The sequence below is a fragment of the Simiduia sp. genome (assembly GCF_058345725.1).
This window is the reverse complement of record NZ_JBTUOC010000004.1, coordinates 99,416-121,437: the sequence shown is the minus strand read 5'-3', so window position 1 is coordinate 121,437 and position 22,022 is coordinate 99,416. Positions and strand designations below refer to the sequence as shown.

Here is a 22,022-nt window from a genome sequence, read left to right as displayed (position 1 = left end):
CTAAGAAAAAAGAGCGCTGAAGCGCTCTTTGCTTCAATCAGCTAAAACGCCAATCACCATTTCACAATTCTTCTGTTTTCTGGTCTTGGCCGAAACATTCTTATCCGCCCTAAATGAGAAAAATGATTGCGACCAAAATGTGGCGTCGAAATACGCTTCGGGTTGATATCAGAAAACAATTCACCGTGTCACCAAAATCATCTGGCCCAGTAAATATTCAACTTAAACCGCTGAAAATAGCCTAAAAGTCGGTGTTAACGTTTAGGGCACAGTAAAACGTTTGATGACAAAAAATACACTTAAAATTCAGTATTTTTAGATTAATTCTGTATTGAATTGATCCATTCATTTTAAAAGAACAGCGTTATACTGGGGCAGGAAGGAAAAGTTATCGCATTGTACCAATGCAAGGGATTTAATATGGATATTCTAAGGAAGCTACCTCGCCCGCTGTTCGTTATTATTCTACTGCTTGTAAATTTCAGCGCCACGGCAAAAGAAAAATCTGACTACTTGGATTTCGCCACTGCCGCGCACCATGGCGTGCTTAATACAAAAGGTGTAAGTGTTACACCCGAGCCTAAGCAAATTGCTGCCTGGGTTGAACGAAACTATGAGGCTGTTGCAGGTCGCGCTAACAAGCGCACGCTCGCAGAGGTAGAAGCGCTTCGCGACGAGCTCATGAGCCAAAAGGCGCTCGATGACACAGTGATTCACTCCATTCTTCTGGATGTTTTATTGCAAAAAAGTGACGGACAAAAGCCAGTCAAACTGATTGCCATCAATCGCGTGCTCAGAGAACATTGGTTTAAAGACCTCATTGAACGTGATCCCAATGCTTTTGACTGGGGGACGAGCCTTCCCCTCGACTTTGCCAAAAATCCCTCAGTCGCCAAATCGCTCTCAGTAGAGCCTGGCAGTTTAAGTACCCGTGAGTATATTAATGCCTGTGAAAAATTGGGCGTGCCCGCCCCAGAAACCTGGAAGCGGGGCGGTAGCGAATGGAAGTTTGAAGGGGGGTTGTTGCGCAATTTCCTGAACCTTGGTGAATTTACCGAGGTTTGGACATTCGAAGACGAGTCGCCCGACGGCATTTGTATCTCCCTGCCTCGCTACAGTAGCGACCCGAACAAGGTCAGTGATGCCAGCGCAAGCGCCGTGGGTATCATTTGCCTGGGCCGGGAAACCGGCAATGCCTGCTACTACGACACCGGTAACGTAAAGGCAAACAGCAGCCGTGATCTGAAAGATTTTCTCAACGGTTCCAACGTGACCAATGGCGTATGCAGTGATTGCCACGCGGGCGAGAATCCTTTTATTGCCCATATACAGGGGCCCTTAGACCTGGGCGCCCGGTCTCGCAGCCCCAAATGGCACGTGCCGTTTATTCGCAGTGATTACCCGCAGAACCCGGGCCCGCTGACGCTATTGGATAGTGTTACGCTACCTGCCGGTCAACAATCGTGCCTCGGTTGCCATAACACGGGTTATGCGGGCCGCTTCCCAGATATTCTTGCGTTGAACCTGCACAGCTTTAACCGGGGTGCTGGCCCCATCTCGGATTACTGCTCGCCCATTCTCGCGTCGGCAATGAATGGTTTTTTTGATAGTTTTCAAGGTGTGACGGTTGCACCCACAATGGCGCGCATTCCCGACCCAACGGACCCCGGAAACGTTCGCAAGGGCACTAAAGACCCTGACTATGAATTCCATCGCACTGCGCTTGCCACCCTGTGCGACAACGGTGCGGTGCCACCGCCAGAAGTGGTGCCCTTTGATCCAAAGGATGACCGGAGTGTTATTTCACCCCCTGTCATTGGCCCCCTCTATGCCTGTTCTGAATGGGTTGAGGTGAGAGGTGGCATTTACGACGCCATCGTCGACGTTGAAGTGAACGGGGCCGTGGTTGCCACTGAAACCGTCAAACAGCCCAATGGCTTCTCGGTGATGGTGCCCAGCCTGAATGTGGGCGACATCGTGCGCGCAAGCCAGACCTATGCCGGCGCCACCGCCACGTCAGATCCCGTTACGGTGATTAGTCATCTGGATGATTATCCCACTGGACTGCCCAACCCGGAAATCGACCCCACCATTGCGCACGCCTGCGGCGTGGTGATTGCGGTACGCCATGTACCAGGTGTGAAACTCTCGGTATTCAGCAACGGGGCGGATGAGCGCACCTTCTCACTGGGTGGAACCTGGACCAACGTCACGCCCTTTAAATCCCCCTTTGCCCAGGGCGATCAATTTACGGCGCAGCAACATCTTTGTGCGGATTCCTCTGGTCTGTCGAACGTCGTGACGGTTGGGCCTGAACCGAGCCCCTTGCCAATTCCACAGATTAAAGGTGGCGCCCCGATTGCAGGTCAACCGCTGCTGCACGTGGAAAACCTGCCGGAAGGTGCAAGAACTGAAGTGGCTGAGAACAGTGCAGGTGTACTGGCAAAATTCGCCACCGCGGTAACCTGGAACCCGGAAGTGGATGTGGCAACGGGGCTCGGGCGCAATATTTTGCCCGGCGATCAGTTTACTATCGCGTCGTCGCTGTGTGAGGACGTTAAGGTAGAAACAGATCCTACGCGCCCCTGTGAAACCTTGCCTGCGCCCACAATCGCCCAGCCCTTGGTGGGTGACACAACGGTCAAAGTCACAAGCTATGTGGCGGGTGCTCAGATTCAGATCTACGACAATGCCGGCATCGAAATCGCCGACGGATCGGGTGATGAAATCGGCTTAACCCGAGCCCTGGTAGCAGGCGATATTCTTACGGTAGTCCAACGGCTTGGCGACTGTGTCAGCCGCGAGGCCTATCGCATCCACGTTATTTGCCTGGACCCGGAACTCTGCAAATAGGGTTGCAACTGCCTCGACGGCCATTGTAAACCGTCGAGGCAGGTCAATGGACTCTGAGTCATTTCCTGCGCCGCGAATTTGTAACAATAGTTGGAATCTGCCCGACTTGTAACGATCAAAGGGTGAGGCTCTTTGAAGTTAGATGGACGTGGTATCAGGCTGCCTGCTTCATTGATCTCCGGACGTGTTTCATTTCTACTAGAGATTTTCAGTTCCAAAGCAAGTAATAATTAAGCGGTTAACAGGGGATTGATTATCGTCTAGTCCGTTAAGTGTTAACACTGCCATTTTGTGGCCGTCGCTTGCAGATGTGGCGGCAATTGATTGATTTTTCTTTCGGTCAACTAATTGTATGTCGTAGGTGCCTACGGTAATCCCTTCGTTGGTTCTTGTGTAGCCCGATGTGCTAACAAAAATGTCGATGTTTGTAGAGGAATATATTTTTCCATTTCCACTAGGCGTTCCAGGTGCGTCAGAGAGCATGACATTTTCAGTTTGGATCTCATTGTATCCAGGCTCTAAAAAATTGTCGGAATCTATTCGGCAGCTTACTTCAGTGCCGGCAAACGTAGTGGTGCTGATGGAAATTAATAGAAAAAATATGTAGCTAGCACTGTTTTTTATATGTGGCACGTTTATATTTTCCTTTATTGAATTTTTCGCAAGATTTGTAGTTGGCGTTTAGAAGTGAAGTTTCTATTTTGTGGGTCGCAATATACTTTCCTGCGATGATTGTTAGTGCGATTGCAGCTAAGATTGTATTGATTAGAGTAGTGCGTTTAGTGTTTTTTACGTGGCTTTGATGTAAGAGTGATGTCGCATGCAGTGCTGGGATAATAAGCGCAAAAAAATAATAGAAAATTGAACTTTCAAAGGTGATTTCTTCGATTTCCAAATTGATGCTCGACAAGGTGCTTTCAGCATGCTGGTAGGCAACGTAGGCGCCAAGAATTGCACCAATGTCGAGAATCAGTAATATAAAATGCGCCAGTTTCTTATTCATTATTATTTTAGTAGAATATTCCCCGCCCTACAGGCAGTCCATTTCTAATTTGGTACTCAATCACGGCTTCAACTTGTCGAATTCCTCTAACAAATTCGCCAATTGTTTTGTTATAAAGGCTGTTTAACTCATCATCGATAGCTTTGATAAGTTTGTCTGTAATTCCATATTTTTGGTCAAGACTTTCTAGGGCTACTGAGACTGCAATGCCGACAAATATAGCCGCGATTAATGGGCCTGCCGCTAGGGTTGTTACCGCGCCGACCGCCATGGCTGCTAGAGACCCTATACCAGCGGAAACTAGTACTTTTGCAATATCTGTTGAAATGGTGCCAATAACCTTGCCTACAGTAACGCTATCTTGGAGAATTATATCCACAATTGACAAGGGGATAGTGATCAATAAAGTGACAATTCCACCCTTGGCAATGGTTCTATTGGCGCCTTGTGTACCAATTGCAAATTTAAGAATCTTCGGATTTGATGCAAGGTACCTTGTGCCCCTAAGCTCCTGACGTAAGCCAGCATTTCCTTTTAGGATAATGTAGGTTTTGTTGTTGATTCGCTTTGTTACGGCTTGTCCATTTATCCCTAATTCCGACATTATTTTAGTGACTAAAAGTAGGTCCTGAGCGGGTGAGTAGAGGCCGCCTATCGTTTTTGCAGTGCCAGCGTCAAAATCTTCAAGTGATTTCCCCAGTTTCTCAGACGCTTCTTTTAAAAGGCTCTCTAGAGAGAAAATATAGGCTTCAGATTGATTTTCAGTCAGTGACAAAACTTCCTGTTGGTTCATGTCGATTCCTTTTGGTGTGTATCTAACTAATTGGTTAACTGGTCAACCGGCTTGGCTAGTAGGCTGAAGTTAGTTGTATCGATTCGAATGATAAGCATTTGCTGAAGCGCTACATAGCGAAATTTCTATTAATGGTACGAACGTTTTATGTAGGTTTGTAGATATCTGGGTGAAAGGGTTTTTCGTTAAGGGTCATGAAAAAGGGCGCCGAAGCGCCCCTAACATAAACCCAACCAATCAGCCAAAGCCAATCAATCTTCCCGATAGTTCTCAATACTTGGGCAGGTACAAATCAAGTTGCGGTCGCCATAGACGTTGTCGATGCGGTTAACCGTGGGCCAGTATTTGTGGCCTTTCAAGAACTCGGTGGGGCGCACGGCGACTTCGCGGGAGTAGGGGCGATCCCAGGTTTCCGCGAGTACGTCGTCTTGGGTGTGTGGGGCTTTTACCAGCGGGTTGTTATCGGCGCTGTATTCGCCGGATTCCACTTTGGCCACTTCGTTGCGAATGCTGATCATGGCTTCGATGAAGCGATCCAGCTCCACCTTAGCTTCGGATTCGGTGGGCTCGATCATCAGGGTACCGGCCACGGGGAAGCTCATGGTGGGGGCGTGGAAGCCGTAGTCCATCAGGCGCTTGGCGAAGTCTTCTTCGGTGACGCCGCTGGCCTCTTTCATGGGGCGCAGATCCAGTAAGCACTCGTGCGCCACAAAGCCGCTCTTGCCCTTGTACAGAATAGGAAAGTGCTCACCGAGTTTTTTGGCGATGTAGTTGGCGTTCAAAATGGCGTATTCCGTGGCCGCTTTCATGCCCTCGGCGCCCATCATTTTGATGTACATCCAGCTGATGGGCAGGATCGAGGCCGAGCCCCACGGCGCGGCGGAAATGGTGCCGTTGTTGGGGTCGGTGCCGGGCACGGGCTGTACCGGGTGGCCGGCCAAAAAGGGCTCTAAGTGCTTGCCCACGCCGATGGGGCCCATGCCGGGGCCGCCGCCGCCGTGGGGAATGCAGAAGGTTTTGTGCAGGTTCAGGTGCGATACGTCGCCGCCAAACTTGCCGGGCGCGGCCACGCCCACCAGGGCGTTCATGTTGGCGCCGTCGATGTACACCTGTGCGCCCACCGCGTGCACCATCTCGCAAATCTGGGTGATGCCTTCCTCAAATACACCGTGGGTGGAGGGATAGGTCACCATTAGCGCGGCGATCTGCTTGCCGTGGGTTTCAATCTTGGCTTGCAGGTCGGCCAGGTCCACGTTGCCGTGCTTGTCGCAGTTCACCACCACCACCTTCATGCTCACCATCATGGCGGTGGCGGGGTTGGTGCCGTGCGCCGACTGGGGAATCAGGCAGATATTGCGATCGAACTCGCCGTTGGCTTCGTGGTATTTCTTGATGGCCACCAGGCCCGCGTACTCGCCCTGGGAGCCGGCGTTGGGCTGCAGGGAGATGGCGTCGTAGCCAGTACAAGCCTTGAGCATGTCTTGCAGTTCTTCAAACAACTGGCTGTAGCCCTTGGCCTGATCCATGGGGGCGAAGGGGTGCATCTTGCCGAACTCGGGCCAGGTCACCGGAATCATCTCGGCGGTGGCGTTGAGCTTCATGGTGCACGAACCCAGGGGAATCATGGCCTGGTTGAGCGCCAGATCGCGTGACTCTAGGCGCTTTAAATAGCGCAGCATCTCGGTTTCTGAGTGGTAGCTGTTAAACACCGGGTGGGTCATGTAGGGCAGCTTGCGCTCCAGTTCGCCGGTGATTGGGCTCTGGGCGGCGGCGTCCAGCGCATCTATGTCGGCCTGCACGCCAAACACGGCCAGCAGCGCTGCCAAATCGTCGGTGGTGGTGGTTTCGTTCAGGCTGATGCCAAGTGCGTCTGTGCCGACTTTGCGCAGGTTAATTTCGGCGCTAACGGCCTTGTCGTATAGGGCCTGTTGGTTAGCGCCTACTTGCACAGTGAGGGTGTCGAACCAGGTGCCGTGGGCCAGGGTGAAGCCGCCGTCCTGCAGGCCCGTGGCCAGCATATTGGTCAGGTGGTGAATGCGCGTGGCGATGCGCTTTAAGCCCTCTGGGCCGTGGTAGATGGCGTAGAACACCGACATCAATGCCAGCAATACCTGCGAGGTACAAATGTTGGAGTTGGCCTTTTCGCGGCGGATGTGCTGCTCGCGGGTTTGCATGGCCATGCGCAGGGCGGTGCGGCCGTGGCTGTCTACGGACACGCCGATAATACGGCCGGGTGCCGAGCGCTTGTAGGCGTCGCGGAAGGCAAAGAAGCCCGCGTGCGGGCCGCCAAAGCCCATGGGTACGCCAAACCGTTGGTTAGTGCCTACTACCACGTCGGCGCCCATGGCGCCGGGTGATTTGTACAGCAACAGGCTCATCAGGTCGCAGGCGACGGTGGCCAGGGCATCGGCGGCGTGCACCTTGTCGATGATGGCAGTCAGGTCTTTTACTTCGCCGGTGGTGCCCGGGTATTGCAGCAGGGCGCCGAAGTATTCCAGGTTATCTAAATCCGTTTCGGGGTTACCGACTACCACCTCAAAGCCAAAGTGGTGCGCGCGGGTTTGAATCACGGCGATGGTCTGCGGATGGGTGTCGTCGGCCACAAAGAAGGTGTTGGATTTGTTTTTGCGCATTTGGCGCTTGCACATGGCCATGGCTTCGGCCGCGGCGGTGCCTTCATCCAGCATGGAGGCGTTGGCCAGTTCCATGCCGGTTAAATCGATGATCATCTGCTGGAAGTTCAGCAGGCCTTCCAGGCGGCCCTGGGCGATTTCTGGCTGGTAGGGCGTGTAGGCGGTGTACCAGCCCGGGTTTTCCAGCACGTTGCGCAGCACCACGTGGGGTACGTGGGTGTCGTGGTAGCCCATGCCTATGTAGCTTTTAAAGACTTTGTTCTGGCTGGCCACCTGCTTGAGGTAACTCAGTGCTTCTGCTTCGGTGACGGCCTCGCCCAGTGCGCTGGCCGTGTTGCCGCGGATATTGGCGGGCACTGTCTGATCGATCAGCTCGTCGATACTGGCTACACCCAGGGCCTCAAGCATGGCTTGGGTATCCTGGGCGTTGGGGCCGATGTGGCGGCCGATGAATTCCTGGTGGTGGGCGAGCTGATGGATACGGCTGGTCATGGGATCTACCTGTCGCGAAAGCTGGAGAAGGTGCCAAGTTTAGCAGCCGTAAGGGCTACTTAACGGGGCTTAAATTAAGGCGCGCATAGTAGCAGGGGGTTTCCTGATCAGCAATTTAAATTTCCTATAGGAAACTTTTGTGCGTATCCTTGTGGCCCGTGGCTTCCAGCGGGCTTCGCGTGTAGTATCGCAGCCAAATTTGGGGTCTCATTGGCTAGGTGGCCCTGGGGGATGAGTGTGACCGATCAAGACAATAGAACAGGCGAGCAACCCTCTGTACTAGAGGTGGCACGCAAGGACGACGGCAAGTTTGTGGAACCGCTGCAGCTGGGCAAGCGGCTGAAGGAAATCCGGCTCGCCAACAACTTGACCCTGGAGGAGGCCAGCCGACTCACCGGTTTGGCCCGCTCGACCCTGTCAAAGATTGAAAACGAGCAAATATCCCCCACATTCCAAGCTGTGCAAAAGCTGACGGCGGGCCTGGGGATCGATATTCCACAGTTGTTTGTGCCCCCGCAGGATGGCCCAACAGCCAACGGCCGGCGCGACATTACGCGCCGGGGCGAGGGCACGCCACACCCAACCACCACCTACGAGCACGAGCTCTTGTGCACGCAAATGCGCGACAAGAAGATGGTGCCCTTTAAATGTACCGTGCGGGCCCGAAGCTTTGATGACTTCGAAGATTGGGTGCGCCACGAGGGCGAAGAGTTCATGTTGGTGCTGTCGGGTGAGGTTGAGGTGTATACAGAATTTTACGAGCCCGTGAAACTTTGCGAAGGCGACAGCATCTATTACGACGCGCGCATGGGGCACTGTTTAGTGTCGGTATCTAAAGAAGACGCGGTGGTGCTGTGGGTGACCAGCCGCTAGGCAGGCGATCCCTGCGCTAGTTCCGGCGCGCGAGCCTCGCGGTTAAAGGTGGGCGTTTCAGCTTGGGTTCAGGCGACTAGCGCCAATATGACCAGAAGGTGCTCCGATTCGGGCCACCGTAAATTATTTGCGTTTGGTGGGTTACGAGCTTCGCTCGCGCAATGAACAGCATACAATGCAGCTCAGGGTGGAGCTGCCTAGAGGTGGGGTTAGGAGTGGCCCGAACTATATGACAAATTCTCCGGTATTTTGGGTGGCGCTGGCATTGATTGTCGGCATGGGTGCCCGCGGTTGCTGGCAGGGCTTCTCCCGCAGTTTGTTCAGGTTGCAACTGTTGGTGCTGGCGCTGGTGGCCACCGGTGCACTGCTGGGGCCGGTGTTATCAATCACCCGCACCTGGTTAGACTGGCCCTTGTATTTTCACCAGTTGGTATTTGGCGGCGCAATTTTTGGGCTGACCTACACGGCTGCCTGCGCCTTGATGACCCGCTATTTTGATCGGCGCCCGCCCGATGAAGCACCCGCGGGCCTGGGTTGGGGCTCGCGCATCATGGGGTTGGTGGTGGGGTTGCTGGCCGGTGCGGTAATGGCCGGGCTGGTGGCATTCCTGGCCGGTGTGAAACCCACCTTTGATCAAATTAACCCTACGTCCACATTGCTCGATAGCAACAGTGCGCTGTCGGATTACGGTTATGAAACCGATGCCTTTGATACGCCCTCCGAATCGCCCGTGAGCCAGCTGATCAACGCCATCGTGTTGTCGCCAGTTAAAGGGGTTCGCCTGTTACAGCAAACCTCCGTGCAGCCGGAATTCGATGCCCTCATGCAGTCGGAACGAGCCAGGGCATTGCTGATGAGTCGCGATATCTTTGGGCTCACGGAAGACCCCACGTTTGATCAGCTAATAGAAACCGCACCTGTACAAGACCTTTGGGCGCTGCAGCGCGAGCTGGAGGCCCTCACTGATCAACAGTTAGAGCGCGAAACAGCGGCGCAGTTGGTTGACGCCTATCACCGCGTGGTGCGGGTTAAAGACCACCCCCGAGTGGCCGAGCTGCTGGCGGATACGCCCTTCCGGCGACACCTGCAAACGGCCGATTTGGTGGCACTCACCAAAGATGCCCGAGTATTAGAGCTTGGTGACGTGATTATTGGTGCTCGCCAATAATCTGTGCTGTATACCCGGGGCTATCCTACGGTTTATTGCGCGTTTTCTGCTTGTTTGTGAAATTATTGTCATTTGACTAGCAGGTCTGTTCCCTACCGGTGAAATCTCGCTAATCTGCCGCCCAGCGGGTACCCCCTGGGTGCCCGAATCACTTCAGCGCATGGCGCGAATTGGTCAATTTCGCGCATATGGCCTATCACTGTAAGGTCTGTCAGGAGTACTTCCATGAAAGCATTGGTGAAACGAGAAGCAAAAGAAGGCCTGTGGCTGGAGGACGTGCCAGAGCCCCAGGTGGGCAATAACGACGTCCTGATCAAAGTCAAACGGACCGCCATTTGCGGCACCGATCTGCATATTTACAACTGGGACAAATGGGCCCAGAAGACCATCAAGACCCCCATGGTCATCGGCCATGAATTTGTGGGCGAAATCGTATCTGTGGGCAGCAATGTGGTGGACTTCGAGCCGGGGCATATTGTCTCGGGCGAAGGCCACGTGGTGTGTGGTCACTGCCGCAACTGCATGGCGGGTCGTCGCCACCTGTGCAACGACACCTCGGGTATTGGCGTTAATCGCCCCGGCGCTTTCGCCGAATATGTGGCCCTGCCCGCCGCCAATGTGTGGGAGCACCGGCCGGGTATTGACCTGGATGTGGCGTCCTTGTTCGACCCCTTTGGCAATGCGGTGCACACGGCGCTGCAGTGGCCGCTCTTGGGCGAAGATGTGTTGATTACCGGGGCCGGCCCTATAGGCGCAATGGCAGCGGCTGTGTGCCGGCACGCCGGCGCGCGCCATATCGTCATTACCGATCTGAACGACAAACGCCTGGCGCTGGCCAGCCAACTGGGCGCCACGCGCACGGTTAACGTCACCCGGGAAAAACTGGAAGACGTGGTTAAAGACTTGGGCATGAGCGAAGGTTTCGATGTGGGGCTCGAGATGTCGGGCAGCCCCGCAGCCTTTAACTCCATGTTGGATAACATGGCCCACGGCGGCAAAATTTCCATGCTGGGTATTCCCGGCGACGACATGGCCATCGACTGGAACAAGGTTATTTTTAACATGCTCACCATCAAGGGTATCTATGGGCGAGAAATGTACGAGACCTGGTACAAAATGAGCGTCATGGTGGAAACCGGTTTGGATATCACCCCGGTGATAACCCACCGCTTGCACTACACCGAATTTCAAAAGGGCTTTGACGCCATGAAATCGGGCGAGGCGGCCAAGGTTATCTTGAATTGGGAATAGCACCCTTGAAAGTTGCGCGCTGAGCGCGCGGCTCGGGTGTGAAACACTAGCAGCGAGCGACAGACTATGTACGGAAAATTTCAGCAACATTTGCAGTCACAACTGGCCGACATTAAAGATGCCGGGCTCTATAAAAGTGAGCGACAAATCGAAGGCCCGCAGGGCGCGATGATTTCAGTTAAGGGCAAGCAGGTGCTTAACTTGTGCGCCAACAACTATTTGGGCTTGGCCCAACATCCAGACATTAAACAGGCGTGTGCCGACGGTCTGGAAAAATGGGGCTACGGCATGGCCTCGGTGCGCTTTATCTGCGGCACCCAAGCGCTACATAAAACCTTGGAGCAGAAAATCACCGAATTTTTGGGCATGGAAGATACCATTCTCTACCCCAGTTGTTTTGATGCCAATGGCGGCTTGTTTGAAACACTGTTAACTGCAGAAGACGCGATTATTTCCGACGAGTTAAACCACGCCTCTATTATCGACGGTGTGCGTTTGTGCAAGGCCGCCCGCTATCGTTACAAAAACAGCGATATGGCAGATTTGGAAGCCAAGCTGAATGAGGCCGACAAAAACGGTGCGCGTTTTAAATTGATCAGCACCGACGGTGTGTTTTCCATGGATGGTTATATCGCCAATCTGCAACAGGTGTGTGCGCTGGCAGAAAAGTACAACGCACTGGTGCACGTGGACGACTCCCACGCCACGGGTTTTGTGGGCGCTAAAGGTAAGGGCAGTCACGAGCACTGCGGCGTGATGGGACGCGTGGATATTATTACCGGTACTTTGGGTAAGGCTTTAGGCGGGTCTTCCGGCGGTTTCACCAGCGCGCGCAAGGAGGTGGTAGAGATGTTGCGCCAGCGCTCGCGCCCCTACCTGTTTTCTAATACTGTGGCGCCACCGGTAGTTGCCGGCGCCATTAAAGCGATGGAACTGGTGCAGGACGATGGGCTGCGCGCGCAGCTAAAAGAAAACACAGCCTATTTCCGCGCGGGCCTCGAAGCCCACGGGTTTGAATTGCTGCCCGGCGAACACGCTATTGTACCGGTGATGCTGTACGACGCGAAAAAGGCGGCAGCTCTGGCCGACAAAATGTTGGAGCACGGGGTGTATGTGATTGCGTTTTCCTACCCGGTGGTGCCAAAGGATAAGGCGCGGATACGCACGCAAATGTCGGCCGCCATTACCCGGGCCGAGTTGGATATGGCCATCGATGCCTTTGGTAAAGCTAAGCGCGAATTGGCTTTGTAGACGTCGATTGCCCTTGCATGGGCACCACGCGGTTGCGGCCGTCGCGCTTGGCTTGGTAGAGCGCGCGGTCGGCCGTTTCTAGCATTTCTTGCAGGCGCAAACAGTGCGGTGGGCACAAATAACTGCCGATACTCACCGTGGTCGGTAATTCCGACTCGCTGAGTTGCGCCACTTCTGCCCGAATCCGCTCGAGTATGGCTTGCAGCTCCCGCTGACTCACGCCTGGCATAAGCGCCACGAACTCCTCGCCGCCGTAACGGCAAATGGTGTCCTCTTCGCGCAGGCAATTGCGCACCAACTGGCCAAAAATTCGTAAGGCTTGATCGCCTGCCAAGTGGCCGTATTGGTCGTTAACCTGTTTGAAGTGATCGAGATCGAACATGGCAACGCCCACCGCTACCTGGTGGCGCGTGGCGTGTGCGAGCTGACTTTGGGCAATGTCTAAAAACGCGCGCCGATTTAACAACCCAGTGAGCGGATCGCGGGTGGCTTGTTCGCGCAGTCGCACGTGCAGTCGCTCGTTCGTAAGTAATATCAGGCCGCAGGCATTGAGGATGGAAACCATAATGCTCATGAAAATTACCACCGAATCGAGCGCGCCGTGGTGATCGCGACTGGGTTCGAGGACCAGCGAAATCCCGCGCAGGCCCCAAAGCACAAACATATAGCCGAAGGTCATCAGCATGATGGTGCGCAAACTGGGGTGCATCTGGTTGCTGCGGTAAAAGGTGGTGAAAATAAGGCCGCAGAAAGCGGCAATGGCAATGCTGATAAACGTGGCCAGCCAACTGTTGGGCAGGTTAAACAGGGCGTGGGCAGACACGCTCAGGCTGCACAAAAGTAACGTCGTAAAGGCGTTTATACCCGCTATTTGTGGCTGCCCGAGAAAGCGCTGCACCCCCCGCCAGAGGAAATAAAAGGCCGTGGCATTGGCCGTGGTACCTAGGTACCACAACCATGTGCCCATACTTTTAGCAAAGGGATCGGTGAGGTCTGAAAGAATAAAGCCGACGTTTACGGTGCCGGTGCCCAGGGCGATGATGATCGCGTAATAGGCCCAATCGCGGGTGCCGTACTCGGCTTCATTGAGTCGCCAGGCAATATAGAAGGCCAGGGCTTCGACGAAAAACACCCCTGCGACAACAAAAAATAAGAGGTCGTAATGTGACATGGCTACACGTTCCCTGGCGCCTTTGAGTAAGTACGGCAGTACCCGTTAGGAGTGACGCTAAATATAACAGGCTGTCGTCTAAATATCCTATTGCTGCCGCTTAAAAAGTGACCTTCAAACAATTATGGCGGAAAAGTGACCGATTTGGCGGCTCAAGCGGCAATGTTGACCCTGAGGCCTATGGCTAATGGCCTGAAGCATGGGTGCAACACCAGGGCAAAATGCCCTGAGAGTCGACCCGAACACGCCGCTACCCAAGGCGATAGCACGCCGGCGATCTGCCAGCGCAGGCACGGGCGCCGGGGCTGCTGCACGCAGACGCCCCGGCATTTCCAGGCTCGAATCAGTATCATGGAGCTGGTTCAGACTTACCGATTGCGTGGTTAATGGGCCGTGTTTTCCCAAAGCGCGGTGGGGTAATCAGCGCGATAGACAGGGTTTAGGCGCGGCACAATCGAAAAGTAGTGCAGATTGAGGTTTTGGTCGTCCAGCTGTTGATATTCGTATACCAGGGTGAATGGGGCGGTATGAGACAGCACCTCCCAGGGGCGCGTGAGTAGCGTACTGGCCTGTGCGTGGGTCTGCGTCAGGACGCTATTGTTCAGTGCCCAGATATGGTTTATCGAGGCCGCGACGCTGATGCAGCGTTTGCTGGTGTCGAGGCAATCGGTTGCAACGTGGTTGGCCATGCCCCGTATAACCTGGCCATTTGACGCAAAGGTCCAGCCGAAGAGCCCGTCCAGGTTGACGCTTTGGTCGACGGTCAGGTAGCGGATATCGGCTAAGGGAATTCCCGATTGCCAATAGCTCGGCAGCTCACCGCTTGCCGTTTGGGTAAATAGGTCGTCGTGATCATTGTCGCGACTTGCCCAGGCAACGCCACTGAATGCCAATATACCTGCATGAGAGCCCTTCACCCTTACGGCAAGCAACGAGTCCGATGCCGATACAATCGAATAGACATAGCTGTTGAAACCATCGGTGAGTGTCAGGGATTGGTCACTAAGCTGCCAGTTTACCGTGCGATTCAAATGGCGAGCGCTGGCCGTTCCGTCTGCGTGAAAGTGAAGGTGTTCGTGAAAAATGACGCGCTCGGAGGAGCCGTCGGCGTTAACGGGGAGTTCGCCTTCGAAGGGCAATACCCAAGCACTATTGGCCAGAATAAAGGTTTGCATAGTCGCACTGTAGTCAGCGCTGGTATTGACCAACTTAAAATACTGCACGTCGACGAAGGCATCCGACACATCGGTCTCCGGCCAGTTGTACTCTGTAGCCTGTTTGGAATTTAGGCGGTAGGCCAAGGTCGATACCTGTTTTACAAAGGTACCCTGGTGGGTGCGCGCGGTGACCGAGAGGGTTGCCTCGATCAGGCGAACATCCACGGGGAAATAGGGTTGGTCGGCGTGCTGCTCAACTAGGTGTTGAGCAAAGTCCAAATGTAGTCCCGTGCGCTGTGCCAGTGCTGTAGCGCTTTGGCTATCGCGTTGAAGGTGGCGCGTTTCATAGCGGCTGCTTGTAGTGCCCTGCAAAATTACCGCGCCTTCCTCGAGTCGCCAGGTGATTGCCGATAGTGCGTTCGCAAAGGCGGCGAGCTGCTGGGCGCGATAGTCCATCAAACCGGTGCCGTTATCGGCCAGGCGCAGGTAGCGACCGCCGGTGGCCGGCAGGTCCGGATGACCAGGAATTTGCAGCCATAAATCCCCGGCTAGCTGGCTCGCGTTTAGGGCAAGATTTTGCTGGGCGTCTGCGTGTGTTTGTGCCAGCGCCGCAGCCAGGTCACTGGCTACCTGGGGTAGATAGGTACCGGCTGCGTCCAGTAGGCTGCGCTCGCTAAGCCATTGTTTGAACGCCGCGAGTGGCCCTTGCGCATGCCCCTGCAGCAGCGCAATAAGATCCATCTCGCCCAGGTGGTAGCTGGGATGGTCGACTAATAATTTTATGGCCGACTGCAGCTCTTCCCGCTCGGCAACATTCGTCTTGTTAATTAGAAATTCGTAGTGAGCTGTACTCTGTGGTGCCTGGCCGCCGTTCATTTGCAAAGCCAGTAAATAATGGGCGGTGGTGATATGGGTAACGCGCAACTCCGGTAGGCTGGCAGGCTCGAGTGTTTGGCCTGCCTGAATCAGCGAACTCAAAATTTTCGGATTGGGCAACAAGCTGATCAAGTGGGCGCCAGTCTGGCTGCCGCGGCCGTAGACCTCCAGTTGCAGGGGCTGCTCAAGTGTTGTTTCACTTTTTAACAGCAAAGCCTGCAGACGGAAAGCACCAGTGCTATCGGTGTCGGCTTCGTAAAGTCTTCCGCCAATGGCCAGTTGTACCCGAGCCTGTGCTAGCGGTGCATCGGTGGCAATTCCGTTGAGGTCGATGGGCTGTGTTGCCAACACCTGCAACTCAAACGGTGGCAGGGATGTGCGCAGTTTACCGTCGCTGACGTGCACTACAATCTGCGAATAGCGCGTGTCTTCGGCATTAACAGGGGTGCCAAAAAGCTTGCCTGTGTTGGTGTCTATGCGCATCCAGCTGGGTAGATTGTCGGCGCTGAAGGTCAGCGTGTCTTGTTCCGCGTCCTGCGCCACCGGTTGAAAAATATAAGGCGCATGGGCGAGCGCTGTAGTGCTGGGTGTGCCACCAATAATCGGCGCAGAATTGGTTGGCGTTGGCGTTGGCGTTGGCGTTGGCGTTGGCGTTGGTGTTGGCGTTGGTGTGGGGAGCGGAGTCGGTGTGGTATTACCGCCGCCACAGCTGGCCAGGGTGAGTAGGCAGAGTAATACCCACAGTAATTTGAATATAGGCATGTCCTTCATGTTTAGTGTACTCAAAGGGGGAACGCGGGTTGTCGTTCGGCGGCAGACTATGACCGATTTGCCTGGTTCAGGCACAGGTGCCTCTCGACCAGCAGAGGGCTTTTCAGGACGGCAATCGGCTTGTGAGTTGGCTAGCGAGATGTTTACAGCGGATTGTTATGAGCGCGTGCGATATAACTGCTAAGGCGTTATAACCTATGCCTGTGGGCGTGTTGTGGCGGCCATTGTGGTTGTAGCGCTGCGAGTGCAACGCCATTGGTTCAGAGCGCCAGCTGCCACGGGTTTTCATTGGCGGAATATCCAATGAGGGTGGGCAGCGAGGGTCCATGTCGATCACCGGGTGGCCAGCGATGCTGCAATTAGTGATTGGCTCCATCATCCACTGTGATTAGAATGCCCGCCAAAATCACAGGGTGGAATAATTGTGGCATTCATCATTGGGCTATTGGCTTTAGTTGCGTTCTTTTTAGTGGTCTTGGAGGATGTGATTCACCTGAATAAGGCCAAGTCCACGCTGTTTATTGGCACCCTGTGTTGGTTGTTGGCCTATCTGTTCCCATTGCATGGTGCCGATGCTGTGCAAGTGACAGCGGAGCTGAACGAAAATCTGCTGGAAATTGCCACGCTTTGGTTGTTTTTAATGTCTGCCATGACGTTTGTGGCCTACCTAAACAGCAAGGGTTTTGTGAGCGCGCTGGTGCAACGCTTGCTGCCAGGCGAACTTCACGAACGTACGCTATTGCTGTTGTTGGGTGGGTTTGCCTTTGTGTTTTCGTCCTTTGCCGATAATGTCACCGCTACTCTGGTATCGTTGGCGGTGATTACCAGCCTAAAAATACAGGCGCGCAAGCGACTAAAGTATGCCACGCTGGTTATTTTTGCCGTTAATAGTGGTGGTGTTTCGTTAATTACCGGCGACGTCACAACGTTGATGATTTTTATGGCGGGGAAGGTCAGTATTGGCAACCTCCTGCTGCTGATAGGCCCCGCCTTGTGTGGCGTGGTGGTGCTGGCTGCTATGTTGTCGGTGCGCATGCGCGGACGCATAACCTTCGAAAAAACAACGGTGGCCATTGAGTCATACGATGTGGCGATAGCCAGTGTCTTTTTGGCCACTATCCTCGCCACGCTATTGTTAAATGCATTCTATCAAGTGCCGCCAGTGCTAACGTTTTTATTTGGTCTGAGTTGCATGTTTCTCCTGGCGCACTACTTGATGCGCAAAAAAACCAACCGAAATATTTTGAATTATATTCGGGAAATCGAGTTTGATACGCTGCTATTTTTCCTGGGCGTGTTATTGATTGTGGGCATGCTGAAAGAAATTGGTGTTTTGCAATCGCTGACAGGGCTCTACACCACCATGGCGCCTGAATACGCCAACTATCTAATGGGCGTGGCTTCGGCACTGCTGGATAACGTGCCGCTGACGGCGGCGGTGTTAAAGGCGGATGTGCCCATGGACGCCGCGGGTTGGCTCTCCATGACCTATGCCACGGGGGTTGGTGGCTCGCTGCTTGTGATAGGGTCGGCTGCGGGTATCATTGCCATGAGCAAAGTTCGGGAGCTCAACTTTTTAAGCTACCTTTCTATGTTTGGCTATTTACTGGTGGCTTATTCGGTGGGTTACTGGTTGAGTTTTGGCGTGGGGCGTTGGTTGTTACAGGGTGCAAGTACCCTGTAACAACCACGAGCGTGCCTGTTAGCAGGTGGCCTTATTCCACGGGTATGCGCATGACTACGCCGCCCATAATGTCGCCCAGTTTAAAGTCGGTTTTTGGACTGTCGATGTGATCGTTGTGGCATTTCACGCAGGCTTCCGAAACGGCCATATCGGCATAAACCGCGGTAAAGTACTTCTTGCCGCCCAGCTCTTCAGTGCCGTAAAAGTTTTTGCCTAGGTTTTTTCGCACGAATGCCAATCCCTCTTTTTCCATTGGCGTTTTAGGCGCGTTTTGAGAGTTGATGGGCCATTCAGACAGTAATGCGTAGGTGAATCCCGCATTTCTTTTGGCGACACCCTCGGCGCCCATGCGAAGCATTTGCGCGGGCAATGGTAGGGCCTGTTCTTCCTTCCAATGCTCGTCCGCGGTGATGACTTCGTCTTCGTTTTGCAAGCGGTTGACCACTTGCTGTGTGTAGACGGCGCGGTCTGACTCGATCACGGCGTAGATTGCATCGGCCATGCGCTGTGGCGTAATTTCTGCGTTGGCCAATGGCGCTAAACTGCTGGCGAGTAGTGCTGTGGCGATGAGTGTTTGCTTCATGGTACTGCCTCCATTCGTGAGTATTGAGTGCGAGTTACTTCTTGTTCTTGCGTTGCTCTATGCGCTCGCGCACCAAATCCATGCTGGTGTGGTGGTTGGCGGGCTGCCCGGAAAAGTTATTCCGGATTAATAGCGGGTCTGCCAAGGCCGACAGGGTAAACTCGACGCCGTGACATTGGGTGCACACGCTGCGGATCATCTTGCTATTGGGTTGCAAGGTGGCGCTTTGATTGTGCTCCACGTGTACTTTGCGACCTTTTTTGATTCTGGGCAAGTGACAGCTGGCACAGCTGACAGCATCTTTCTGCGCCACTGTACCGTCAATGGCCTGCTGCCATAGTTGCCCGTGTGCAGATGCTTCAAAGCGGCGGCTGTGTTCATCTTGATGGCACCCCAGGCAGGCCTGGGTGGCAGCTCGCTTAAGGTCGGGCTGGTGTGGATCGTGGCAGCTGGCGCAGGTGAGCGACTGGTGGGCGGCATCGTCGTGCATGGGCAGTGTGGCGAGCGCGGGGCTCATGGGGCTCAAGGCGCCTGCCAGTGCAGGATTCAAGCGCATGCCGTGTTTGCCCTGGTAAAACCCGTCGGTTTGTTTTTCATGGCAGCTTTGGCAGCTAGTGACGCTGACCTCGAGACCGGTTGCATGCCAATTTTCTTTGCCGTGACAACTGCTGCAGTTCACGCCGGCGCTGGCGTGGTGACTAGCGGCCCAGGCGTCAATGTGTGGCGTGTCTGACAATGGCGAATCCTGATCTTGCGAGGCGAGCGGCGCCACCCCTTTATTGGCTTTTAACCACACCTGCATGCCCGTCAGCTCCGGTACTTTGAAGCGCTTTTTAAGGGCGGGATCTTTGACGTGCTTACGCAGAAAGTTTTCGTACAGCGCAGTATTGTCGTGGTAGTTGTGACAGCCGGAGTTGGTGCAGCTTTCAAAGCCAAACTCGGCGTGGCTGGCCCGCTCTTCGCCGATGTCCTGGTGGCAGTGTGCGCAAAAATCCTTGGCCAGGGTCACGCCGTAAGCCCGAGTAATTTCGGGTTTGTGCTCGCGGTGGCAGGTGACGCACTGGGTGGCATCTAAATGCTGCAACAATTCAGCGTTGCGCGGGTCGGTAAACTTGGATTGCGGGTGGGTGTCGCTGAATTTATTCAGCGTCTCCAGGTGGCAAGATTCGCAGGCATTTTGCATGACGCTGCGGTCGTCAAAGGGTTCGCCGTGGCAGCTGCTGCAGGCTAATTCAATTTGGTGGTGCCCGTGAGTCGGCGGACCAGAAATATAAAAGCGCTTGTCGCCAGACCAGAGGTTGTAGGCCAGCAGGGCAGAGATAATGGCGGTAATGATCAGGCCGTAGTGCCAAAATTTAAATTGATAGTTGTTCATGCTTAAAAGAAGTACACGGCCAGAATGTGATAGGTCAGCAGGGCAGGCAGCATCCACAGGAGTGTGTAGTGGACGCGCGACCACCAGGCGCGGTGTTTACGCAGCTTTAAATCAGTCCAATGGTGGTTGCGCGCCATAAATACGCCCACCAGCGAGCCCGTGAGCGTGGCGGCAAGAAACACCATCATCAAAACAAAATTGAGGTTGTGTCCAAGGCGCATGCCGGTGTGAATCATGAGCACCACCAGCGCCAGTACGCCAATAATGGAGTGCACATAGCGCCAGTCATCCAGGTGGCCAAAATTCAGTTTTTTCCAGCGTTTACGAATGCCGAGCCCGCCTGCCAGTAAGCTGAGAAACAGCAGCGTGTAGCCGCTGACCTGTTTCCAAAAATTATCAAACCACAGCTTTTCGAGCTGCCAACTGACCTGCGTGCTTTCGCCAATGCCGATGGGCTCCAAGAACACCGTGGCCAGCATGAGAACGATAGCTATCACTGAATACCAGTAGATGGATTTGTAGTGGCGCATGACCAAGTTCGGCGCCGGTGCGTCCAGCATTTCGGCCAGCAAAGGCTTGCAAGAACCGCAGGTAACACCGGCCTTGGTTGCCTGGCAGAGGCTGTCCATTGTGCGATTGCCACCTTCCATGGCCTTGGAGAGAGTACCTCGGGTGACGTTTTCGCACAGGCACACGATATATTCTTCGGGTTGGTCTTTGATGTGGACGGGCTTCTCTGCCTCCCACAAAAAACCGGTCTCGGCAAACTGTTGCAACTGTTTTGCCTTCAGGCGCGTGGCGCTGCCCTGGGCCTGTTGCAATAAGGGCAGCTCACTCCAACTACCAATGTAGATATAACCGACCAACTGCTGGTCTTTGATAAACAGTTTTCGGTAAATGCCCTTGAGCCGATTGGCATACACATATGTGTCGCAATTGGGGTCGCGTACCTGACCGATCAGTGCGCTCGACTGGCTGCCAAATTTCAATTGAATGTTTGCGGGGCTGCCGGTGTAGGGCATGTGCTGGCCGCTCACATGGGTAATCATGGAGCTGACCTGTTCAAAGCCTGGGGCTACTACACCGTAGGTTTGGCCCCGGTGCTCTGAGCACTCGCCCACGGCATAAATGTGTGGATCGCTGGTTTGCATCACGTCGTTCACCAGGATACCTTTGCTGACTTCTAGCCCACAGGTTTGTGCCAAGAAGGTATTGGCGGTGACCCCGGTGCAAAAGACCACTGTGTCACACTCGATGATGCGCCCGCTCTGCAATTCCACGCCGATCACGGTATCGTGTCCGAGAATGGCCTTGGTGTCGTCGTTTGCGATTACTTGAATGCCAGCTGTTTGCAAGCTGTCGCACAATATGTCTTGTGCTTTTTCGTCCAGGGCTGAATCCAGTAAATAGTTCCGCGCTTGCAGGTACACCCGGTTTTCGCGGGTTTTCATTCCCAGCGCTGCCTCAATGCCCAAGGGGCCTGAGCCGACAATGTAAACCGAGTGGCTTTTTTGTTTGCGCTCTAATAGCGACTCAGTGTCATCCAGAGTACGAAATGTGAAGGTGTTGCCCAGTGTATTACCGGGTAAATCGGGCAGGCGAGCCCGCGATCCGGTGGCTATAATTAATTTGTCGTAGCCAAACTGATTGCCTGCATCGTCGCTTACCGTGCGGTTTTTGCGGTCTATGTGCGTAATCTTGCGACCATAGTGGGTTTCGAACCCGTGATCCTGGGGCTCTGTACTTTGGGGCAGCATGTCGAGCGCATCGCGCTTTACTTCACCGGATAAATACAGGGAAAGCTGTACGCGGTTGTAAGGGCTGACGGGTTCTTCACCAAACAGGAGAATACGGTGGCTGGGATTTTGTCCCAATAGCATGCGGGCGGCTCGAATGCCTACCGGCCCCGTGCCGACTACGATGATGTTGAGCCCGGCGCTCGCCGAGCGCGGGGTGCTTGGTGCTGCAGAGACCACGTCATCCATTTGTGTAGTGCCAGCCGTGTTTTTCATTGTCCTCACTGGATCGTGGGTTAATCAATTTGTCTAGCGCATAGAAAATCCGCCCGCGGGTAACGCGGAGCAGCCA

15 protein-coding genes are annotated in these 22,022 nt (G+C 54.2%); 6 read left to right on the top strand and 9 right to left on the bottom strand.

The features are described 5' to 3' along the window. The first annotated feature begins 420 nt into the window (after window positions 1-420). A complete protein-coding gene (locus tag ACW8F6_RS01130) occupies window positions 421-2,853 on the top strand; it encodes a hypothetical protein (protein ID WP_491573991.1) in 2,433 nt (810 codons plus the stop codon). A gap of 198 nt (window positions 2,854-3,051) precedes the next feature. Here the strand turns inward: ACW8F6_RS01130 and ACW8F6_RS01125 are convergent, their stop codons facing one another. The 4 genes from ACW8F6_RS01125 to gcvP all read right to left on the bottom strand — a co-directional run bounded on the left by ACW8F6_RS01125 (window position 3,052) and on the right by gcvP (window position 7,774). After that, window positions 3,052-3,486 carry a hypothetical protein gene (locus ACW8F6_RS01125; protein ID WP_491573990.1) on the bottom strand — a complete coding sequence of 145 codons (435 nt, stop codon included), beginning with the start codon at window positions 3,484-3,486 and terminating at the stop codon, window positions 3,052-3,054. Then, window positions 3,461-3,856, bottom strand: coding sequence for a hypothetical protein (locus ACW8F6_RS01120; RefSeq protein WP_491573989.1), 396 nt, complete (start codon window positions 3,854-3,856; stop codon window positions 3,461-3,463). The genes ACW8F6_RS01125 and ACW8F6_RS01120 overlap by 26 nt, the downstream gene beginning before the upstream one ends. A gap of 7 nt (window positions 3,857-3,863) precedes the next feature. Further along, window positions 3,864-4,649 carry a hypothetical protein gene (locus ACW8F6_RS01115; protein WP_491573988.1) on the bottom strand — a complete coding sequence of 262 codons (786 nt, stop codon included), beginning with the start codon at window positions 4,647-4,649 and terminating at the stop codon, window positions 3,864-3,866. 251 nt (window positions 4,650-4,900) lie between these two features. Beyond that, window positions 4,901-7,774, bottom strand: coding sequence for an aminomethyl-transferring glycine dehydrogenase (gcvP, locus tag ACW8F6_RS01110; RefSeq protein ID WP_491573987.1), 2,874 nt, complete (start codon window positions 7,772-7,774; stop codon window positions 4,901-4,903). 237 nt (window positions 7,775-8,011) lie between these two features. On the opposite strand from gcvP, the gene ACW8F6_RS01105 reads away from it, so the two are divergent. The 4 genes from ACW8F6_RS01105 to ACW8F6_RS01090 all read left to right on the top strand — a co-directional run bounded on the left by ACW8F6_RS01105 (window position 8,012) and on the right by ACW8F6_RS01090 (window position 12,317). Further along, window positions 8,012-8,647 carry a helix-turn-helix domain-containing protein gene (locus ACW8F6_RS01105; RefSeq protein ID WP_491573986.1) on the top strand — a complete coding sequence of 212 codons (636 nt, stop codon included), beginning with the start codon at window positions 8,012-8,014 and terminating at the stop codon, window positions 8,645-8,647. Between the two features lie 229 nt (window positions 8,648-8,876). Beyond that, window positions 8,877-9,815 carry a CvpA family protein gene (locus ACW8F6_RS01100; protein WP_491573985.1) on the top strand — a complete coding sequence of 313 codons (939 nt, stop codon included), beginning with the start codon at window positions 8,877-8,879 and terminating at the stop codon, window positions 9,813-9,815. Window positions 9,816-10,040: 225 nt separating this feature from the next. Then, window positions 10,041-11,066 (top strand): L-threonine 3-dehydrogenase, encoded by a 1,026-nt coding sequence (gene tdh, locus ACW8F6_RS01095; RefSeq protein ID WP_491573984.1) that lies wholly within the window; start codon window positions 10,041-10,043, stop codon window positions 11,064-11,066. Window positions 11,067-11,132: 66 nt separating this feature from the next. Beyond that, window positions 11,133-12,317 (top strand): glycine C-acetyltransferase, encoded by a 1,185-nt coding sequence (locus ACW8F6_RS01090; protein ID WP_491573983.1) that lies wholly within the window; start codon window positions 11,133-11,135, stop codon window positions 12,315-12,317. On the opposite strand, the gene ACW8F6_RS01085 is transcribed toward ACW8F6_RS01090, so the two are convergent. Continuing rightward, window positions 12,295-13,488, bottom strand: a complete 1,194-nt coding sequence (locus tag ACW8F6_RS01085) for a GGDEF domain-containing protein (RefSeq protein ID WP_491573982.1) — start codon at window positions 13,486-13,488, stop codon at window positions 12,295-12,297. The genes ACW8F6_RS01090 and ACW8F6_RS01085 overlap by 23 nt on opposite strands. Window positions 13,489-13,871: 383 nt before the next feature. Next, complete coding sequence (locus ACW8F6_RS01080) at window positions 13,872-16,292, bottom strand: putative Ig domain-containing protein (protein WP_491573981.1); 2,421 nt, start codon at window positions 16,290-16,292, stop codon at window positions 13,872-13,874. Between the two features lie 421 nt (window positions 16,293-16,713). On the opposite strand from ACW8F6_RS01080, the gene nhaD reads away from it, so the two are divergent. Further along, window positions 16,714-17,976, top strand: coding sequence for a sodium:proton antiporter NhaD (nhaD, locus tag ACW8F6_RS01075; RefSeq protein ID WP_491574039.1), 1,263 nt, complete (start codon window positions 16,714-16,716; stop codon window positions 17,974-17,976). A 31-nt stretch (window positions 17,977-18,007) separates the two neighbouring features. On the opposite strand, the gene ACW8F6_RS01070 is transcribed toward nhaD, so the two are convergent. The 3 genes from ACW8F6_RS01070 to ACW8F6_RS01060 are packed head-to-tail and all read right to left on the bottom strand — an operon-like array spanning window position 18,008 to window position 21,946. Then, window positions 18,008-18,559, bottom strand: a complete 552-nt coding sequence (locus ACW8F6_RS01070) for a Tll0287-like domain-containing protein (RefSeq protein WP_491573980.1) — start codon at window positions 18,557-18,559, stop codon at window positions 18,008-18,010. A gap of 34 nt (window positions 18,560-18,593) precedes the next feature. Continuing rightward, window positions 18,594-19,934 (bottom strand): cytochrome c3 family protein, encoded by a 1,341-nt coding sequence (locus ACW8F6_RS01065; protein WP_491573979.1) that lies wholly within the window; start codon window positions 19,932-19,934, stop codon window positions 18,594-18,596. A 2-nt stretch (window positions 19,935-19,936) separates the two neighbouring features. Continuing rightward, window positions 19,937-21,946 carry an FAD-dependent oxidoreductase gene (locus tag ACW8F6_RS01060; protein ID WP_491573978.1) on the bottom strand — a complete coding sequence of 670 codons (2,010 nt, stop codon included), beginning with the start codon at window positions 21,944-21,946 and terminating at the stop codon, window positions 19,937-19,939. Window positions 21,947-22,022: the final 76 nt, after the last annotated feature.

Bases quoted from the DNA above. Each gene is read 5' to 3' on its own strand.
- ACW8F6_RS01070 (WP_491573980.1), bottom strand. From the start codon at position 18,559: ATGAAGCAAACACTCATCGCCACAGCACTACTCGCCAGCAGTTTAGCG.
- ACW8F6_RS01080 (WP_491573981.1), bottom strand. From the start codon at position 16,292: ATGAAGGACATGCCTATATTCAAATTACTGTGGGTATTACTCTGCCTA.
- ACW8F6_RS01060 (WP_491573978.1), bottom strand. From the start codon at position 21,946: ATGAAAAACACGGCTGGCACTACACAAATGGATGACGTGGTCTCTGCA.
- ACW8F6_RS01065 (WP_491573979.1), bottom strand. From the start codon at position 19,934: ATGAACAACTATCAATTTAAATTTTGGCACTACGGCCTGATCATTACC.
- ACW8F6_RS01120 (WP_491573989.1), bottom strand. From the start codon at position 3,856: ATGAATAAGAAACTGGCGCATTTTATATTACTGATTCTCGACATTGGT.
- ACW8F6_RS01100 (WP_491573985.1), top strand. From the start codon at position 8,877: ATGACAAATTCTCCGGTATTTTGGGTGGCGCTGGCATTGATTGTCGGC.
- ACW8F6_RS01090 (WP_491573983.1), top strand. From the start codon at position 11,133: ATGTACGGAAAATTTCAGCAACATTTGCAGTCACAACTGGCCGACATT.
- ACW8F6_RS01115 (WP_491573988.1), bottom strand. From the start codon at position 4,649: ATGAACCAACAGGAAGTTTTGTCACTGACTGAAAATCAATCTGAAGCC.
- ACW8F6_RS01085 (WP_491573982.1), bottom strand. From the start codon at position 13,488: ATGTCACATTACGACCTCTTATTTTTTGTTGTCGCAGGGGTGTTTTTC.
- gcvP (WP_491573987.1), bottom strand. From the start codon at position 7,774: ATGACCAGCCGTATCCATCAGCTCGCCCACCACCAGGAATTCATCGGC.
- tdh (WP_491573984.1), top strand. From the start codon at position 10,041: ATGAAAGCATTGGTGAAACGAGAAGCAAAAGAAGGCCTGTGGCTGGAG.
- ACW8F6_RS01130 (WP_491573991.1), top strand. From the start codon at position 421: ATGGATATTCTAAGGAAGCTACCTCGCCCGCTGTTCGTTATTATTCTA.